General features: G+C 74.9%; 6 protein-coding genes and 1 pseudogene. 4 read left to right on the top strand and 3 right to left on the bottom strand.

Going from position 1 to position 19,626, the window contains the following annotated elements:
* Positions 1-115 precede the first annotated feature (115 nt).
* The 4 genes and pseudogenes from ACIA8K_RS23710 to ACIA8K_RS23695 all read left to right on the top strand — a co-directional run.
* Positions 116-8,314: pseudogene (locus tag ACIA8K_RS23710) on the top strand (SDR family NAD(P)-dependent oxidoreductase); the annotation flags it as partial.
* Between the two features lie 196 nt (positions 8,315-8,510).
* On the top strand, positions 8,511-12,407 hold the full coding sequence (locus tag ACIA8K_RS23705) for a type I polyketide synthase (RefSeq protein ID WP_396062707.1): 3,897 nt from the start codon (positions 8,511-8,513) through the stop codon (positions 12,405-12,407).
* Positions 12,404-13,288, top strand: a complete 885-nt coding sequence (locus tag ACIA8K_RS23700; RefSeq protein WP_396062705.1) for a TIGR03621 family F420-dependent LLM class oxidoreductase — start codon at positions 12,404-12,406, stop codon at positions 13,286-13,288. Before ACIA8K_RS23705 ends, ACIA8K_RS23700 begins: the two co-directional genes overlap by 4 nt.
* 37 nt (positions 13,289-13,325) lie before the next feature.
* Positions 13,326-14,324 (top strand): LLM class flavin-dependent oxidoreductase, encoded by a 999-nt coding sequence (locus ACIA8K_RS23695; protein ID WP_396062703.1) that lies wholly within the window; start codon positions 13,326-13,328, stop codon positions 14,322-14,324.
* On the opposite strand, the gene ACIA8K_RS23690 is transcribed toward ACIA8K_RS23695, so the two are convergent.
* From ACIA8K_RS23690 to ACIA8K_RS23680, 3 genes are all read right to left on the bottom strand, one after another.
* The gene (locus ACIA8K_RS23690) at positions 14,319-17,033 is read right to left on the bottom strand and encodes an AAA family ATPase (protein ID WP_396062701.1); all 2,715 of its coding nucleotides are present in this window, start codon (positions 17,031-17,033) and stop codon (positions 14,319-14,321) included. The two genes, ACIA8K_RS23695 and ACIA8K_RS23690, sit on opposite strands and share 6 nt — an antisense overlap.
* 80 nt (positions 17,034-17,113) lie before the next feature.
* On the bottom strand, positions 17,114-18,826 hold the full coding sequence (locus tag ACIA8K_RS23685) for a dipeptide ABC transporter ATP-binding protein (protein WP_396062699.1): 1,713 nt from the start codon (positions 18,824-18,826) through the stop codon (positions 17,114-17,116).
* Positions 18,823-19,623, bottom strand: coding sequence for an ABC transporter permease (locus ACIA8K_RS23680; RefSeq protein WP_396062697.1), 801 nt, complete (start codon positions 19,621-19,623; stop codon positions 18,823-18,825). The genes ACIA8K_RS23685 and ACIA8K_RS23680 overlap by 4 nt, the downstream gene beginning before the upstream one ends.
* Between the last annotated feature and the right edge of the window lie 3 nt (positions 19,624-19,626).

Raw genomic sequence — 19,626 nt, 5'->3', positions numbered from 1 at the left:
CGGCACGGAGGGCGGCGCGATGAACGACGGCCGGATGCGGCACCTGCTGGAGCGGGTCACCACCGAGCTGCACCAGACTCGGCGGCAGTTGGAGGCCGCGCGGGAGGGGGCCGGGGAGCCGATCGCGATCGTGGCGATGGCCTGCCATTTCCCGGGCGACATCGACTCACCGGAGGAGCTGTGGCGTGCGGTCTCGGACGGCCGCGACGTGATCACCGGCTTTCCGGGCAACCGTGGCTGGGACCTGTCGTCGCTCTTCGCCGACGATCCGGACCAGCCCGGCACGTCCAGCACCCGCAACGGCGCGTTCCTTGCCGATCCGGCCGTGTTCGACGCGGATTTCTTCGGCATCTCGCCGCGGGAGGCGCTGGCCAGCGACCCGCAGCACCGGCTGCTGCTGCAGACCGCGTGGGAGACGTTCGAGCGCGCGGGTCTGCGCCCGGCCGAGCTGCGCGGCAGCCGTACCGGCGTCTATGTGGGCACGAACGGCAACGACTACGCCCCCGCCGGTCAGGCGGTGCCCGAGGAACTGGAGGGGTACGTCGCGGTCGGCAACGCCGCGAGCGTCGCGTCCGGGCGGATCTCCTACTCGTTCGGGTTCGAGGGCCCGTCCGTCACTGTCGACACCGCCTGCTCCTCCTCGTCGGTGGCGCTGCATCTGGCCGTGCGCGCACTGCGGTCCGGGGAGTGCGATCTGGCGCTGGCCGGTGGCGTGACGGTTATGTCCACCCCGTCGATCTTTGTGGAGTTCTCCCGGCAGCGGGGTCTAGCCGCGGACGGGCGCTGCAAGGCGTTCGCGGCCGCGGCGGACGGCACCGGCTGGTCCGAGGGGGCAGGCCTGCTCCTGGTCGAGCGGCTCAGCGACGCCCGCCGCAACAACCACCAGATCCTCGCGGTGGTACGGGGGACCGCCGTCAACTCCGACGGCGCCTCGCACGGCCTGACCGCGCCGAACGGGCCCGCGCAGCGGCGGGTGATCCGGGCCGCGCTGGCCGACGCCCGGCTGCGCCCGGACGACATAGACGCGGTCGAGGCGCACGGCACCGGCACCCGGCTCGGCGACCCGATCGAGGCGCAGGCGCTGCTCGGCACCTATGGTGTGGACCGCGACCCGGGCCTGCCGCTCTGGCTCGGTTCGGTGAAGTCGAACCTCGGTCACACCCAGGCTGCCGCGGGCGTCGCCGGGATCATCAAGATGGTCCAGGCGATCCGGCACGCCACACTTCCGGCCACGCTGCACGTGGACGCGCCGACGCCACACGTGGACTGGTCGCCCGGCACGGTCCGGCTGCTCACCGAGAGCCTGCCCTGGCCGCGGACCGGGCGCCCGGCCCGCGCGGGTGTCTCCGCCTTCGGCGTCAGCGGCACCAACACCCACGTCATCCTGGAGGCGGCTCCGGCTCCGGCGCAGTCCGCCGCGGCCGTGCCGGCTTCCCCGTCCGAGCGGGCCGCCGGCGCTTCACCCCTCGCGGCAGAGCCGGGCACAGCGTCCGTGCCGGGCAGTGCGGCAGCCCCGACCACCGTGTCCGTGCCGGTTCTGGCCACCGTGGCAGACTCGGCCACCCCGCCGGCCCCCGGAGACCTCCTCGCCTGGCCGCTCTCCGCCCGTACCCCCGAGGCCCTGGTGCGGTTCGGTGCCGCGCTCGCGGAGTCGGTGCGCGCTGACGCGGACCTCACCCCGGCGGGAGTCGCGGGCGCGCTCGCGGCGCGCACCGCATTCGCCGAGCGGGCCGTCGTGCTCGGCGCGGACCGGGACGCGCTGCTCGCCGCCCTGGACACGCTCGCCGCGCCGGAGCCGTCCGCGGACCTGGTGCGCGGCACCGCGACCGGCGACGGCCGCGTGGTCTTCGTCTTCCCCGGTCAGGGCGCGCAGTGGCCCGGTATGGCGCGGGAGCTGCTTGACTCCTCGCCGGTGTTCGCCGCCGCGATCGCGGACTGCGAGCGGGCCCTGTCGTCCTACGTGGACTGGTCGCTGACCACTGTGTTGCGGGAGGCGAGGGAGCTCGACCGGGTGGACGTGGTCCAGCCCGCACTCTGGGCCGTGATGGTCTCGCTGGCCCGGCTCTGGCAGTCGCACGGGGTCACACCGGACGCGGTGGTCGGCCACAGCCAGGGCGAGATCGCGGCCGCGCACATCGCCGGCGCGCTCAGCCTGGACGACGCGGCCCGCGTCGTGGCGCTGCGCAGCCGTGCGATCCTGCCGCTGTCCGGCGGGGGTGGCATGGTTTCGCTGGCACTGTCCCGTGCGCAGGCCGAGGCCCGGATCGCGCCCTGGGACGGCGCGATCTCGATCGCTGTGGTGAACGGGCCGTCCGCGGTCGTGGTGGCGGGCCCGCCGGCCGCGCTCGACGCGTTGCAGGCCGCGTGCGAGGCAGACGGCGTGCGCCACCGCCGTGTCCCGGTCGACTACGCGTCCCACTCGGCGCAGGTGGAGGCGGTTTGGGAGGAGATCCTGGCCGCGCTCGCGCCGGTCCGGCCGCGCACGGCGGAGGTTCCGCTGCTCTCCACGGTCACCGGTGACTGGCTGGACACCACCGGCCTGGACGCGGACTACTGGTACACGAATCTGCGGCAGACAGTCCTGTTCGGGCCGGCGGTGGCGACGCTCGAGGAGCGCGGGCACCGGATCTTCCTGGAGATGAGCCCGCACCCGGTGCTGACCGGCGCGTTGCCCGACTCGGTGGCCGCGGTCGGCACGCTGCGCCGCGCGGAGGGCGGGCCGGCCCGGTTCCGGCGCGCGCTCGCGGAGGCGTTCGCGGCAGGCGTGCCTGTGCTCCCGGCCGAGCCCGGTCCACCGCTGCCGCTGCCCACCTACGCGTTCGCACCTGATCGCTACTGGCTTACCCGCCGCGCCGCCGTGCCGGTAGACGGCGGTGGCCATCCGCTGCTCGGCACGGTCCTGCGCCCGGTCGACGGGGACACCGTGTTCCACACCGGACGGTTGTCGGCCGCGTCGCAGCCGTGGACTGCCGGGCACGTCGTGCTCGGCCAGGCCGTGCTACCCGGCACCGCCTTCCTGGACCTGGCTGTGGCCGCGGCCGACGAGACCGGGCACGACACCGTCGAGGAGCTGCTGCTGGAGGCGCCGCTGGTGCTGCCGGCCGACGGGACGGTCCAGCTTCAGGTGCGCACCGGCGCGCCGGACGCGGCCGGGCGCCGCACCGTGGAGATCCACGCCGGGCCGGACGGCGGCGGCTGGACCCGGCATGCCACAGCGGTCCTGGCCACCACCGGCACGTCCGCGACCGTCCCGCCGGCGCTCGCCGCGGGCACGCCGTGGCCGCCCCCGGGCGCGACGCCGGTGCCGATCGACGGCCTCTACCAGCGGCTGGCCGAGGCCGGACGTGACTACCGGCCGCCGTTCCAGGGCCTGCGGGCCGTCTGGCGGCGCGGCACGGAGACGTTCGCGGAGGTCGAGATCGAGGACGCCGGCGCGTTCGGTCTGCACCCGGCGCTGCTCGACGCCGCCTTCCACGCCGCCGACGCGGCCGGGCCGGCGGGTGTGCCCGCCGACGGCGTGCGGTTGCCGTTCACATTCACCGGCGTGCGGCTGCACGCGTCCGGCGCGACGCGGCTGCGGGTGCGGCTGGTCCAGGCGGGCGAGGACGGAGTCATGCTCGACGCGGTAGACGGCGCCGGCGAGCCGGTGGTGTCCGTGGCCGCGCTGACGTCCCGGCCGGTCACGCCGGACCGGCTGCGCGCGGCCGGCGCCGCCCCACTGAGACTGACCTGGACGCCACTGCCGCTCCACGCGGACCGGCCGCCGGCGGTGTCGTATGCCGAGCCGGGAGCCTTCGCAGATGAAGACGCCGGACAGTCCGGGTCGCACGCGGAGCCGGGAGAGGCCGCGGCCGCGTTGCCGCCGGATCTGCCCGCCGCGGTCCGCGCCGTGCTGCTGCGCACGCTCACGGCCGTACAGGACCGGCTCGCCGGCCCGGACGAGAGCCCGCTCGTCATCGTCATCGAGGACCGCCTCGACACCGCCGCCGTCCGGGGCCTGCTGCGCGCCGCGCAAACCGAGCACCCGGGCCGCTTCCTGCTTGCCGAGCTCGACGGCACGACCGCCTCCCGGGACGCGCTGCCGGCCGCGGTCGCCACAGCGCTCGCCCGCGACGAGCCGCAGTTCATGCTCCGTGACGGCGCGCTCCTCGTACCCCGGCTGGCGCTTCTCGATGCTCTTCCGGGCGCGGAGAGCTGGCGTTTCGACCCGGACGGGACCGTGCTGATCACCGGCGGCCTCGGGCTGCTCGGACGGCTGCTCGCCCGCCACCTCGTCACCGTTCACGGGGTACGCCACCTGCTGCTCACCGGCCGTCGCGGGGAGGAGACGCCCGGCGCCGCGGAGCTGGCCGCGGAGCTGACCGCGCTCGGCGCGACCGTGCGGATCGCCGCCGCCGACGTCGCCGACCGCGACCAGGCCCGGACGCTGATCGGTGGCGCGGGCCGGCTCACCGCAGTCGTGCACGCGGCCGGCGCGCTTGACGACGGCGTCCTGGAATCGCTGACCCCCGACCGCCTGGAGACGGTACTGCGCCCGAAGCTCGACGCCGCCTGGCACCTGCACGAGCTGACTCGCGACGCGGACCTGTCCGCCTTCGTGTTGTTCTCCTCCGCCGCGGGCCTGCTCGGCACCGCCGGACAGGCCGGATACGCCGCCGCCAACACTTTCCTGGACGCGCTCGCCGCGCACCGCCACGCCCAGGAGTTGCCCGCCACGTCGCTGGCCTGGGGCCTGTGGGCCGAGCGCAGCGGCCTGACCAACCACCTCGACGGCGCCGACCACGGCCGCCTGGCACGGCAGGGCATCCGCCCGCTCGGCACCGCTGACGCGCTGGCCGCCTTCGACTCGGCGGGCGGCCGGCCGGAGCCGCTGCTCGCCCCGATCGCGCTGCACCCGGACGCGGGCGGCGTACCCGCCTTGCTGCGCGACCTGGTCCGCACCCGACGGCCGGCCGCCGGCGCCGCACCCGCCTCGGCCGGGAACGATCTGGCCGCCCGGCTGGGCACGCTCGACGCCCACGGGAAGCACGCGGCACTGCTTGAGCTGGTCGGCGCGGCGGCCGCGACCGTGCTGTCCCGCGCGGACGCCACCGGCATCGTGCCGTCCCGGGCCTTCAAGGATCTCGGCTTCGACTCGCTGACCGCGGTGGACCTGCGCAATCGGCTGGCCCGCGCGACCGGCCTACGGCTGCCCGCCACGCTCGTCTTCGACCATCCGACCCCCGGCGATCTGGCCCGCCACCTCGGTGAGCGGCTGCTCGGCACGGAGGCCACGGCGGTCCCGCCCACGACGAGAAGTACGGGCGACGACGACCCGATCGTGATCGTGGGGATGAGTTGCCGGCTGCCCGGCGGTGTCGCCTCGCCCGAGCAGCTCTGGGACCTGGTGGCCGCGGACGGTGACGCGATCACCGGCTGGCCGGACAACCGCGGCTGGGACCTGGACGGCCTCTTCGACCCCGACCCGGAGGTGCCGGGGCGCACGTACACGCAGCACGGCGGCTTCCTGCACGACGCGGCCGACTTCGACGCCGGCTTCTTCGGCATCTCGCCGCGCGAGGCGCTGGCCACCGACCCGCAACAGCGGCTGCTGCTGGAGTCGTCCTGGGAGGCGTTCGAGGCGGCCGGGATCGACCCGCGCACCCTGCGGGGCAGCCGGACCGGCGTGTTCGTGGGCGTCATGTACAACGACTACGCGGGCCGTCTGCACGCGCTGCCCGAGGAGCTGGAGGGCTACCTGCACAACGGCAGCGCGGGCAGCGTGGCGTCCGGGCGGATCGCGTACACCTACGGTTTCGAGGGCCCGGCGGTGAGTGTCGACACCGCGTGCTCGTCGTCGCTCGTGGCGCTGCACCTGGCCGCGCAGGCGCTGCGCGCGGGGGAGTGCGATCTGGCGCTGGCCGGCGGCGTCGCGGTGATGGCCTCCCCGGACGGCATGGTCGCCACGTCCCGGCATCGCGCGTTCGCACCGGACGGCCACGTGAAGGCCTACGCGGCCGCAGCGGACGGCACCAGCTGGGCCGAGGGTGTGGGCCTGCTCCTGGTCGAACGGCTCAGCGACGCCGAGCGCAACAACCACCGAATTCTCGCGCTGGTACGGGGAACCGCTGTCAACTCCGACGGCGCGTCAAACGGCCTGACCGCGCCGAACGGGCCGGCCCAGCAGCGGGTGATCCGCCGCGCGCTGGACGCGGCAGGTCTGCGCCCGCAGGACGTGGATGCGGTGGAGGGCCACGGCACCGGCACCCGGCTCGGCGACCCGATCGAGGCGGAGGCGCTGCTGGCCACGTACGGGCAGGACCGCCCGGCGGACCGCCCACTATGGCTCGGGTCGCTGAAGTCGAACATCGGCCACACGCAGGCCGCGGCCGGCGTTGCAGGGATCATCAAGATGGTCCTGGCGATGCGGCACGGCCTGCTCCCGCGCACGCTGCACGTGGACGCGCCCTCACCCGAGGTCGACTGGTCCGCCGGCGGCGTCCGGCTGCTCACCGAGCCGGTTCCCTGGTCGTCCGGCGCCGGTCCGCGCCGTGCCGGCGTCTCGTCGTTCGGCGTCAGTGGGACCAACGCCCACGTGATCCTCGAGTCGCCGCCGGCCGCGGACGAGACCGCGATGGCGCCGCACCCGCACGCGGACGGGAACGGCAGTCCGAAGCCGGGCCTACCCGCGGATGAGCCCACGGCGCCCCGCGCGCTGCCGATCGTGCTCTCCGCACGCAGCCGCAACGCGGTCCGCGACCTGGCCGGCCGGCTGCTCGGCCACGCCGGCCCCGACCTGCCCGGTCTCGCCCACTCCGCGCTGCATGACCGCGCCCACCTGGACCACCGAGCGGTCATCGTCGCCTCCACGCCGGCTGAGGCCGAGGCGGGGCTCCGCGCGCTGTCCCGGGACGAGCCGGCCGGGAATCTGATCCGTGGCGCGGCCGTACCCGCGCCACGCACGGTCTTCGTCTTCCCCGGCCACGGCTCGCAGTGGCCGGACATGGCCGCCGCGCTGCTCGACACCGCGCCCGCGTTCGCGCACCGGATCGATGAGGCCGCCGATGCGCTCGCGTCCTACGTGGACTGGCCGTTGACCGCAGTGCTCCGCCGGGAGGACGGCGCGCCGTCACTGGACCGGGTCGAGGTCGCGCAGCCCGCGCTCTGGGCCGTGCTGCTCGGGCTGGCCGCGCTCTGGGAGTCCTACGGCGTGCACCCGGACGCGGCGGTCGGCCACAGCCAGGGCGAGGTCGCGGCCGCCTGCCACGCGGGCGCGCTCAGCCTCGCGGACGGCGCCAGGATCGTGGTCGAACGCAGCCGGGTCCTGGCCGGGCTGGTCGGCCGCGGCGGCATGGTGTCGCTGGCGCTGCCGCTGGACGAGGTTGAGCGCCGTATCGCCGGCCACGAGGGGCAGTTGTCGGTCGCCACGGTCAACGGCCCGGCTGCGGTGGTCGTCGCCGGGCACGAGCCGGCGCTCACCGCGCTGCTGGACGCGGCGACGGCCGACGGTGTTCGTGCCCGCCGGGTGCGCGCCGCGACCGTGGCCGGGCACTCACCGGTCATCGACGACGTGCGCGAGGAGCTGCTGGCCCGGCTCGCGCCGGTCCTGCCCGGTCCGGCCCGGATCCCGCTGTACTCCACGGTCACGGCCGGGCTGGTCGACGGCGGCGTGCTGGACGCGGACTACTGGTACCGCAACGTGCGCGAGACGGTCCGGTTCGCGCCTGTGGTGGACGACCTGATCGCGACGGGGCACACGCTGTTCATCGAGGTCAGCCCGCATCCGGTATTGCTGACCGGCATCCAGGAGACGGCCGAGCGGCGGGGCGCGGCCGGTGTGCTGGCCACCGAGACGCTGCGGCGCGACCAGGGCGGACCGGATCGGTTCCTGGCCTCGGCGGCGGCGGTGTGGGCGCACGGCGTACCCGTGCGATTCGATCAGGCTTTTGCGGGTCTGCGCCCGCGGCGGGTCGCGCTGCCGACCTATCCGTTCCAGCGCCGCCGGTACTGGCTGGACGCCGGGGTCGCGCCGCAGGTCGAGTTCGTCCGGGCCGAGACCGAGGCGGTTCCGGCCGTGGAGCCGTCGCGATATGCCGCCCTGGCACCCGGCGATCGGGGTGCCGCGCTGCTGGAACTGGTACTCGCGCAGGCCGCGGACGTGCTCGGCCATGACGACTCCGGCGAGGTCGGCGCGGAGGCCGCCTTCAAGGATCTCGGTTTCGAGTCGCTGACCGCGGTCGACCTGCGCAACCGGCTGAACGCCGCGACCGGGCTGCGGCTGCCGGTGACGCTGCTCTTCGACCGGCCCACACCGGCCGCGCTCGCCGCCTATCTGAGCGCTCAGTTCGCCGGTGGGGATCCGGTGGCGGACGCGCTGACCGCGCTGGAGACCGCGAACCACACGCCGGAGACGCTGGCCCGGCTGCGCGCGCTCGTCACCCGGCTCTCCGCCACCGGCCCGGACGACGGCGGCATCGATCTGGACACCGCGACCGACGAGGAACTCTTCGCGCTGATGGAGGCGGGCGACGATGGCCGATGAGCAGCAGTTACGTCACTACCTGCGGCGCGCGCTGGCGGACAGCCGGGAGGCGCAACGGCGCGTGCGGGAGCTGGAGTCCGCGCTGACCGCGCCGATCGCGATCGTCGGCATGGCCTGCCGGCTGCCCGGTGGCGTCACCTCGCCGGACGAGCTGTGGCGGCTGGTCGACGAGGGCCGCGACGCGATCGGCCCGTGGCCGGCGGACCGCGGCTGGGACACGGAGTCGCTCTACGACCCGGACCCGGCCACGCCGGGCACAAGCTACAGCAGGCACGGCGGCTTCCTGCCGGACGTGGCCGGTTTCGACGCCGGCTTCTTCGGCATCTCGCCGCGTGAGGCCCTGGCCACCGATCCGCAGCAGCGCGTGCTGCTGGAGACCGCGTGGGCCGCGTTCGAGGACGCGGGCGTCGACCCGGCGTCACTGCGCGGCAGCCGCACCGGCGTCTATATCGGACTGACGGCGCAGGACTACCACACCCGGCCCGGCCTCGCCGCCGGCGACCTGGAGGGCTACCTCGGCATCGGCAACCTGCCGAGCGTGGCGTCCGGCCGGATCGCCTACACGCTCGGCCTGGAGGGCCCGGCCGTCACCGTCGACACCGCATGCTCGTCCTCGCTGGTCGCGCTGCACCTGGCCGCGCACGCACTGCGCTCCGGCGAGGCCGACCTGGCACTGGCCGGTGGCGTGACGATCATGTCGTCGCCGGCCGGGTTCATCGAGTTCTCCCGGCAGCGCGGCCTGTCCCCGGACGGGCGGTGCCGCGCGTTCGCAGCCGCGGCCGACGGCACCGGCTGGGCCGAGGGTGCGGGCGTGCTGCTGCTGGAACGGCTCGACGACGCTCAGCGCAACAATCATCAGATCTTCGCTGTGGTACGCGGCAGCGCGGTCAATTCCGACGGCGCCTCCAACGGACTGACCGCGCCGAACGGGCCGGCCCAGCAGCGGGTCATCCGGAGTGCGCTTCACGCGGCCGGACTTGCGCCCGGCGACGTGGACGCGGTCGAGGGCCACGGCACCGGCACCACGCTCGGCGATCCGATCGAGGTCCAGGCGCTCCAGGCCGTCTACGGCGACCGGCCGGCAAGCCATCCACTGTGGCTCGGTTCGCTGAAGTCGAACCTGGGGCACACGGCCGCGGCCGCCGGGGTCGCCGGGGTGATCAAGATGGTGCAGGCGCTGCGGCACGGCGTGCTGCCGCGCACGCTGCACGTGGACGCCCCCACCCCGCACGTGGACTGGGATGCGGGCGGGGTACGGCTGCTGACCGCGCCGATGCCGTGGCCGGCCGGCGGGGAACCGCGCCGGGCCGGGGTCTCCGCGTTCGGGGTCAGCGGCACCAACGCACACGTCGTCCTGGAACAGGCGCCGCCCACGCCTCGGCCGGAGGCGGAGAGGAACGCCGGGCCGGTCGGTGCGGAGCGGTTCCCGGTGTCGTGGGTGCTGTCCGCGCGTGCGGGCGGTGTGCTCCAGGAGCAGGCCGCCCGGCTGCTCACCGTCGCGGCCGACCCGGCCGACATCGCGTTCTCGCTTGCCACCATGCGTGCCCGGCACCCGCACTACGCGGTGGTGACCGGCGCCGACGCGGACGATCTGCGGGCCGGCCTGTCCGCGCTCGCCGCCGGTCGCCCGCACCCCACCGTCACGACCGGCGCCGCGACCGGCAGCGGCCGTACCGCGTTCCTCTTCACCGGGCAGGGCAGCCAGCGGATCGGCATGGGCGCCGAACTCCGCCGACGGTTCCCGGCCTATGCAACGGCGTGGGAGGAGGCCCGCGACGCGCTCGGCGGCCTGCCGGAGACCGCGGACCCGCACGACACCGGCCATGCCCAGCCCGCGATCTTCGCACTCGAGGTGGCCCTGTTCCGGCTGCTGGAGAGCTGGAACATCCGCCCGGACCTGGTCGCCGGCCATTCGATCGGCGCGCTCGCCGCCGCGCACGTGGCCGGTGTGCTGTCACTTGCGGACGCGGCCCGGCTGGTCGCCGCACGCGGCCGGTTGATGGCCGCGCTACCGTCCGGCGGCGCGATGGTCGCGGTCGAGGCAACCGAGGAGGAGGCTCTCCGCGAACTGCTGCCCGGCGCCGCGATCGGCGCGGTGAACGGGCCGCACGCGCTGGTGCTCTCCGGCGACGAGGAGCCGGTCCTGACGGCGGCCGCGGTGTTCCGCGAGCGCGGCCGGCGGGTGACACGGCTGCGGGTCAGCCACGCGTTCCACTCGCACCGGATGGACGGGATGCTTGACGACCTGCGCCGGGTCGCGAAGGAGCTGACGTTCCACGAGCCGGAGACGCCGTTCGTCTCAGACCTGACCGGTGATCTCGCGGAGCCGGGCGAGCTGGGCACGCCCGACTACTGGGCTGCGCATGCGCGCGAGCCGGTGCGTTTCCTGGACGTGGTGCGGCGGCTGCGCCGGGCCGGGGTGACCCGATTCGTGGAGCTGGGCCCGGACGCGGTGCTCAGCGGCCTGGTCGCGGACACGCTTGACGGCGAGCCGGTGCTGCGCGCTCCGCTGCTGCGCCGCGACCGGCCGGAAGCGTCGACGCTGCTGACCGCGGCCGGCCAGGCGCACGCGGACGGCGTGCCGGTGGACTGGGCGGCCGTTCTCGGTGAGCCACGCCCGGCGCGGGTGTCGCTGCCGCTCTATCCCTTCCAACGCCGCCGCTACTGGCTGGACGCCATGATCACCCGCGCAGGCTCGCCGGTGACACGGGTGGGCACGCCGGTCACGGATGCGGAGATCCCGGCTAGTCGAGGAGGCACGCCGGCCACCGATGCTGGTGCACCTGCGACGTACGTCGAGCGGCGACCAACATCCGCCCCGGACCTGCTCGATCTGGTGCGCGCCGAGACCGCCGCCGTGCTCGGCCATGCCGATGCCGCCGAGGTTGCCCCGGACCAGGCGTTCGTCGAGGCCGGCCTCGACTCGCTGACCGCGGTCGAGCTGCGCGCCCGGATCACCGCCGCGACCGGTCTCACGCTGCCCGGCGCCGCCACAATCCACCACCCGACCCCGGCCGCACTCGCCGCCCACCTACGCACGCTGGGGCGGCCGGCGGCCCCCGGTGAACCGGTCACCGCGCTCTACCTGCGATTGTGCGAGGCGCAGCAGATCGGCGCCGCAACCGAGGTGCTGATCGCGGCGTCCCGGCTGCGGGAGATGTTCACCGACGGCCGGGATCGGGCCGTCCCGCCGGTCTCACTGGCCCGTGGCCCGCACGGCCCGGCGCTGATCTGCTTCCCGGCGCTGACCGCGCTCTCCGGCCCGCACGAGTACGCCCGCTTCGGCCGGGCGCTTCGCGGGGACCGGGACGTCTGGGCCGTGCCCGCGCCCGGGTACGCGGACGGCGCCGCGCTGCCCGCCTCCGCTGCCGCGTTCGTGTCCATGCAGGCCGACGCCGTGCAGGCGCTGGCCGGGGACCGCCCGTTCGCGGTCCTGGGCCGGTCGCTCGGCGGGTGCGTGGCGCACGCGGTCACCGCGGAGTTGGAGGGCCGTGGTCTCACCCCGGCCGGGCTGGTGCTTGTCGACAGCTACCCGATGGACACCGGCGCGCTGCCCGGCATGGAGTGGTGGTTGCCCGCCATGATCAACGCGATGCTCGGCCGCCGCGACGAGCTGGAGCTGGGCCTGACCGACTCCGCCCTGACCACGATGGGCGGCTACCTGCGCGCGTTCGCCGCCTGGCAGCCGGACCCGATCGCCACCCGCACGCTGCTGCTGCGCGCCACCGATCCGCTGCCGGGGACGCCGGGCGACGTGGACTGGCGCGCGTTCTGGCGCCTGCCGCATGCCACCGCCGACCTGCCCGGCGACCACTTCTCGGTGCTGGAGGAGCACTCCGCCGGCACCGCCGCCGCCGTCCGCGCCTTTCTGATGGAGGAGTCATGACCCGACCGTTCCGCTTCGGTCTCGGCAAGCTGGAAGCCCCGGGGGACGCCGCGCACTGGGAGAAAGTGTCCCGGGACGTGGAATCGCAGGGGTACGACATCCTGCTCGTCGCCGACCACCTGGGCCTCGCCGCGCCGTTCCCGCCACTTGTCGCCACTGCGGCCACCACCGGCCTGCGGGTAGGCACGCTTGTGCTCAACGCCGGGTTCTACCACCCGCCGCTGCTGGCCCGCGAGATCGCCACAGTGGACCGGCTGACCGGTGGTCGCCTCGAGATCGGGCTCGGCACCGGATATTCGCATCCCGAGTTCGCCGCACTCGGCCTGGACCCGGGCACGCCCAAGGACAGGGTGGACACGCTTGAGGCGACGCTCGGGGCGCTGCGGGCGATCCTGGACTCGCCGGAGGCGCAGCCGGCGCCGGTGCAGAGCCCGCTGCCGCTGCTGATCGCGGGTAACGGCAACCGGGTACTGCGGATCGCCGCGGAGCAGGCCGACATCGTCGGGTTCATCGGCATGCGGTACGACCCGACAGCGTTCAGCGGGCTGCGGCCGATCTCCGAGGCCGAGTTCGCCGGGCGGGTGGCCGCGTTCGAGGAGTACGCCGGTGACCGCGCCGACCGCGTGGAACGGAACCTGCTGCTCCAGGCCGTGGTCGTCACGGACGACCGGGACGCCGCGATCTCGCACATCCAGGCCACCCAGCTGCCGATCCCGCGCGAGGAGCTGGAGCGGTCGCCGCTGCTGCTGATCGGCTCCGTCCAGCAGATCATCGACCGGATCCAGGAGCTGCGCGACAGGTACGGGCTGTCCTACTTCACCGTGATGGACGCCCACCAGGAGGCGTTCGCCCCCGTCGTCGAGGCGCTCCGCGGCGCCTGACCCCCCGTACCCCATCTGATTCTGAAGTGGAGAGCACATGATCCATCTGGCCGTGGCCCTGGACAGCGCCGCCGACCCCGACGCACGGTTCACGCTCGACTACTGGACCGGTCTGATCGCGGAGGCGGAGCGCGGGCTGCTCGACTTCGTCACGATCGAGGACCCGCCGAGCCATCCGGCCGGAGCGCCCGCGCACCGGCTCGACGCGGTGCTTGTCGCGGCCGCGTCCGCCACCGCGACCCGGCACATCGGGCTGGTGCCGACCGCCGCGCTGAACCATGCCCAGCCGCTGAAGGTCGCGCGGGAGATCGCCACGCTCGACCATCTGACCGGCGGCCGTGCCGGGTGGCGCACCCAGCAGACGCCGGCCCGGCCGATCCCACGCGAGGAGCTGTTCACCCCCGCGGTCCAGGAGATGATCGCCGAGCGCTTCGACCGGGCGGCGGAGCTGGTTCGCGTGGTACGGGCGCTGTGGGACGGGGTGACCGAGGAGGAGAAGCTTCGCGAGCTGGCGCCGGAGCGGTTCGCTGATGAGTGGTACACGATCACGGATCCGAGCACGGCGCCGCGCGCGCCACAGGGCCACCCGGTGCTGTTCACGCTCGCGCACATCACCGTCCCCTTCCGGTTCGCCGCCCGCGCGGTCGACGTGGTCTCGGTGACACCGCACGACGCCGCGTCAGCGGCTGCGACCCTCGCGGAGGTGCGCGAGCTGCAGGCCGAGGCGGGACGGGCGGCCGAGCGGCTGCACGTCTTCGCGGACCTGGTGGTGTTCCTCGGTGAGGGCCCGGACCGCGGCTTCGCCTCCGACGCGCACATCGTCACCGGCGATGCCGCAGGGGTCGCGGACCTGATCGAGGAGTGGCACGCCACCGGGCTGTCCGGGTTTCGGTTGCGGCCGGGCCGCCCGCCCGCGGACGTCACCGCGATCACCCGTGAGCTGGTGCCGGAGCTCCAGCGACGCGGCCTGTTCCGCACGGCCTATCCGGAGGCCGCGTCGCTTCGTACCCTGCTGGGGCTCGATCTGCCGCTATGAGATCCGGCCCAGCGAGGCGGGGAGGTCGGTGCGGCCCTTGATCCGCAGCTTCCGGTACGCGTGCGTCAGGTGCTGCTCGACAGTGCTCACCGTGATGTAGAGGCGTTCCGCGATCTCCCGATTCGAACGGCCGGTGGCGGCCAGCGTCGCCACCTGCCGTTCCGCCGTGCTCAGCACGTCCGCGTGTTCGGGCTCCGGTGCGAGCTGGGCGGAGATCCGCCGGCGCAGCAGCGTCAACTCCTCCTCGTCGGCGATCAGCGCGGCCTGGCGTAGCACCATCCCGGCCCGTCCCGGCTGGCCGGCCCGGTGCTGTGCCTCGCCCAGGTCGGTGAGCGTGCGGGCCAGCTCGTACCGGTCATCGGCCTGGGTGAGCAGGTCCGCGGACTCGCGCAGCAGCGTCAGCCTGCGGCGCGCCTGCGCGGTCGAGGCCAGAGCCCGAAGTGCGATCCCACGGGTACGCGGCTGCCCGCTCGACGGCCGGGACAGCTGCTCGGCCGCGAGCGTCGACGCCTCGCCGGCCCGACCGGCCTGCAACAGCGCCTCGACCGCGTCCGACCGCCACGGCAGGAACGCGGGCAGGTCGATGCCCCACTCGGTCAGCAGCCGCCCGCAGCGCATCAGGTCGTCGAGCGCGCCCTGCGGACGGCCGAGCGCCAGCCGCTGCCGGCCGCGTGCGTACAGCATCTGCGCGCCGAAGCGGGTCCGCCACATCAGGTCCGGGACCGCGAGGCCGGCCGGGTCCGCGCCACCGGTGGCCGCGCCGGCCGTGATCAGGCAGGCCAGCGGCGCGCCGACCGTGACGCCCCAGCCGCGCGGCGGGATGAGCTGCAACGCCTCCCGGGCCAGCCGGGCCGCGACGCGTGGGCGCCCGCGGCGCAGCGCTATCTCCGCACGGGTGGCCGCGAAGATGCCTCGCCAGGCCGTGACCTCCCGGTCGGTGGCCTCCCGCAGGAGCTCGTCGCACCAGGTGGCGGCCAGGTCGCAGCGGTCCGCGTAGATCAGAATGTAGAGCGCGGACTGAATCGCGCCCCAGCTGCCGTCGTCAAGCGGCGTGGTCTGCAACACCAGCTCGGCGGTGCGGATCGCCTCCGGGTCCGCGCCGGCCCGCAGCACATGGTTGGCCTGCGATGCGACCCGCAGCAGCGGTTCGTCGTCGGTGCCGGCCGCGTCCGGGTCCTGGCCGGCCAGGTGCGGGTGCGAGGCGTGCAGCCACTGCCGTGCCGCCTGGTAACCGGCCATCGTGGCCGGGTCCAGCGTGTGCAGGTCGTCCTCGATGCGGCGCAGCGCGGAGGCGATCTCCGGCGCGGTGCCGTACAGGTGCAGGCTGCGCAGCAACGCCACGCCCTGCGCCGCGGTGAGCCGCCCTTCGCGCAGGTCCGCGACCAGCGGGCGCAGCCGCCGGAACGAGGTGGCCGGGTCGGTGCGGTGCTCGACCAGGCCGTGCAGCATGGTGACGGCGACCCGCTGTTCGTCGTCCAGCCCGGCGCGGGACGCCAGGTCCAGGCAGGCCTCCGCGCCGGTCAGGTCGTCGTGGCGCAGGGCGTCCCGGGCCGCGTCCAGCAGCGTGCCGAACGCCCACGGCTCGTCGGCGTGCCCGGCGTCGACCAGGTGGCCCGCGACCACGCGCACCTCCGCGCCCGCGCCGTGCAGCAGCGCGGCGGCCCGCCGGTGCAGGCCGGTGCGCTCCGGGCCGGGCGTGGTGGCCAGCACCGCGCACCGGGCCACCGAGGCGTGGTAACGGCCGCCGTGCAGCACGCCGGCCGCGTCAAGCGCGGCTGTCGAGGCGGGGATGTCGGTGCGCCGGTCCAGTAGCTGCCGCAGGAGCGCGGGCGTCGCCGCATCGCCGAGCACCGCGAGTGCGCGGGCCACCTCGCGGGCGGCCGGGCCGGCGCGGCGCACGCAGGTGGCGACCGCGGCGGCGTACTCCTCGCCGGCGACCGGCTCGCCGTCCGGGGTGCCGCCGGCCGCGTGGTAGTCCTCGGCCAACGCGCGCAGCAGCAGCGGGTTGCCGCTGGTGAACCCGGCCCAGGCTGCCGCGGTGTCCCGGCCGGCCGGCCCGACCAGGCGACCGAGCAGCGTGGCGGTGCCGGACTCGGTGAGCGGATGGACGCGGACGCGGGTGACGCGTGGCTGGCGCAGAAGCATCGACTGCCAGGACCGGTCCCGCCGGGCGGCGTGCTGATCGGACTCGGTCACCGCGATCAGCACCCGCGACGTCCGCAGCCGAGCGCCGAAATACGCCAGCGCCTGCAACGACGCACCGTCCGCGAAGTGCAGGTCGTCCACGGCGATCACCACCGGCTCCCGCGTGGACAGTGCCTGCAACTGCGCCCACAGCTCCTGGCTGACGAGCGTGGACTGCTGTCCGAAGGGCATCACGTCGGACTCGCACGGCCCGGCCAGCAGACCGGCGGCCGGGCCGGTGCACAGCGGCGGGAGCGCCGGGTGCGCGAAGAGCTGGCCGATCACGCCGAGCGCCAGGTCGCTCTCCGCGCAGTAGCCGGTCGCGGTGAGCACCGTCGTGCCACGCTCGCCGGCCCGCTCCTGCAGGAACTGCAGCAGCTCGGTCTTGCCGGTGGCCACGCCGCCGGTGATGGTCACCGTGCCGCCGCGCCCGGCGAGGCAGTCGGCCAGCGCGGCCTCCAGCTGCGCAGTCTGTGCGTCGCGTTCGACGAGCGTGGCATCGACGAACGTCGCGTAGGCACCCAATTCGTCGCTCCCCGGAGCCGATTCATCACTGTGTGATCTTCAGAATTCCCGCCCGGCGTGAACCAACGAATGCGTGGATGTTAATTCATGACCGGTGCCGCCGCGGCCACCAGATCACGGGTCACCGGGTGCTCCGGCGCGTCGAAGATCCGTTCGACCGGGCCGTGCTCGATCACCCGGCCGGCGTTCATCACCACCACCCGGTCGCTGACGTGCCGCACCACGCCGAGGTCGTGCGAGATGAACAACAACGCCATACCCAGATCGCGCCGCAGGTCAGCCAGGAGATCAAGAATCTGCGCCTGCACCGAGACGTCAAGCGCGGACACCGGCTCGTCGCAGACGATCAGCCGGGGCCGGGACGCCAGCGCGCGGGCGATCGCGACCCGCTGCCGCTGCCCGCCGGACAGCTCCGCCGGCCGCCGCGCCCGCACCGTGCCGGCCAGCTGCACCTGGTCGAGCAGCTCCGCGACCCGGTCCGCGCGCGCCCGCCCCCGTGGCACCCCGGCCGCCGCGACCGCCTCGCCGAGGATCCGGGCCACGCCGTGCCGCGGGTCGAACGAGCTGAGCGGGTCCTGCGGCACCGCCTGGATCATCCGCCGGTACGGCCGGCGCCGCCGCTCCGACAGCTCGCTCCACGGCAGGTCCGCGAACCGGACAGTGCCGGCGTCCGGCCGCTGGAGGCCGAGCACCAGGCGTGCCACGGTGGTCTTCCCGGACCCGGACTCGCCGACCACGCCGAGGGTCTCGCCCGCATGCAACCGCAGCGACACGTCCCGCACCGCCTCGAACCCGCCGAACCGCTTCCCGACACTGTCCACGGTCAGCAGCGGCGCGCCGGACGGCGGGCGGGGCAGCGGCACCGGTGCCAGCACCGGCATCGGCCGGTCCGGGTACCAGCAGCGCACCTCGATGTCGGCCGGGAGCCGGTCGCGGCACCTGTCGTCGGAGAGCGCGCAGCGGGCCGCGTACGGGCACCCGCCCGGCCCGGCCGCCGGCCGTCCCGCGTTCGGCACGGACAGCCGGACACCCTGCGCGTGCAGCCCCGGCGCCGCGGCAAGCAACGCCCGGGTGTACGGATGCCGCGGCGACGCCAGCACCCGCGCGGTCGGCCCCTGCTCCACGATCCGCCCGCCGTACATCACCGCCACCCGGTCGGCCAGCCGCGCCACCACGGACAGGTCGTGGCTGATCAGCAGCAGCGCGGTGCCGTCCCGGACCAGGGCGCCGAGCAGGTCCAGCACTCGGGCCTGCACTGTGGCGTCCAGCGCGGTGGTCGGCTCGTCCGCGATCAGCAGCTCCGGCCCGGCCGCCAGTGCGGACGCGATCAGCGACCGCTGCCGCAGGCCGCCGGAGAGCTGGTGCGGATACTGCCCCGCGCGCCGCTCCGGGTCCGGAATGCCGGCGTCGGAGAGAAGCGCGTGCACCCGCGCCGGCGGAACACGCCGTTCCCGGGCCGCCTCCCGCACCTCCGCGCCGACCGTGCGCAGCGGATCCAGCGAACCCAGCGCGTCCTGCAACACCAGGCCGATCCGCCGGCCGCGCACCGCACGCCAGCCGCGCTCGGAAAGTCCGCGCAGGTCGGTGCCGTCGAAGTCCAGCCGGCGCGCCGTCACCCGGGCGCCGCTCCCGGCCAGGCCGAGCATCGTACGGGCGGTGACGCTCTTGCCTGATCCGGACTCGCCGACAACTGCCAGGCACTCGCCGGCGTCCAGGTGCAGCGACACATCCCGGACCACCTCGTCGTCGCCGAACGACACGGTGAGGCCCTCGGCCTCCAGCAGCGGGCTCACCGGCTGAACCGCCGCTGGGCTTCCCGGCCGACCACGTTCACCGCGAGGACGGTGAGCGTGACCGCCGCGCCCGGAAAGACCGCGATCCACCAGGCCAGCTGCAGGAACTCCCGGCCGCCGGCAAGCATCGCGCCCCACTCAGGAGACGGCGGCTGCGGGCCGAGGCCGAGGAAGCTCAGGCCGGACGCGGAGATCAGCGCGGTGCCGAACCCGACCGTGGCCAGCACCAGCAGCGGCGTCAGTGCGTTCGGCAGCACGTGCCGCAGCACGGTCAGCCATCGGGGCAGGCCCAGCAGTGTGGCGGACTCGACGTACCCGGAGCGGCGGACCAGCAATGTCTCCGCGCGGGCCAGCCGGGCGTACCCGGGGACGAAGGCGATTCCGACCGCGAGCATCACGTTGCCGGTGCCGTTACCCAGCACTGCCACCACCAGCAGCGCCAGCAGCAGCGGCGGCAGCGCCAGCAGCACGTCGGTGAGCCGCATCAGCGAGGTGTCGGCCACCGGGCCGCCGAGGCCGGCGGCCAGTCCGAGGAGCGTGCCCGCGACCACCGCGACCACAGTGGACCCGGCGCCGAGCAGCAGCGACGGGCGGGTGCCGTGGACGATCCGGCTGTAGACGTCGCGGCCGAGCTGGTCGGTGCCGAGCCAGTGTCCGGCGCCGGGGCCGCGCAGCGCGTTGACCGGGTCGATGTCCGCGGGGGAGTGCGTGCTGAACAGGCCGGGTGCGACCGCGACCAGCGTGATCAGCGCCAGTACCGCGCCGCAGAGCAGTACCACAGTGCGTCGTGCGGTCATCGC

Source organism: Catenuloplanes sp. NPDC051500 (assembly GCF_044454585.1).
Classification (GTDB): domain Bacteria; phylum Actinomycetota; class Actinomycetes; order Mycobacteriales; family Micromonosporaceae; genus Catenuloplanes.
Note: the sequence above shows the minus strand (reverse complement) of the source record. Positions and strands in the feature narration are given on the sequence as shown.

Coding starts and splice junctions, on each gene's coding strand:
- ACIA8K_RS23705 (WP_396062707.1), top strand. CDS start 8,511: ATGGCCGATGAGCAGCAGTTACGTCACTACCTGCGGCGCGCGCTGGCG.
- ACIA8K_RS23695 (WP_396062703.1), top strand. CDS start 13,326: ATGATCCATCTGGCCGTGGCCCTGGACAGCGCCGCCGACCCCGACGCA.
- ACIA8K_RS23680 (WP_396062697.1), bottom strand. CDS start 19,623: ATGACCGCACGACGCACTGTGGTACTGCTCTGCGGCGCGGTACTGGCG.
- ACIA8K_RS23700 (WP_396062705.1), top strand. CDS start 12,404: ATGACCCGACCGTTCCGCTTCGGTCTCGGCAAGCTGGAAGCCCCGGGG.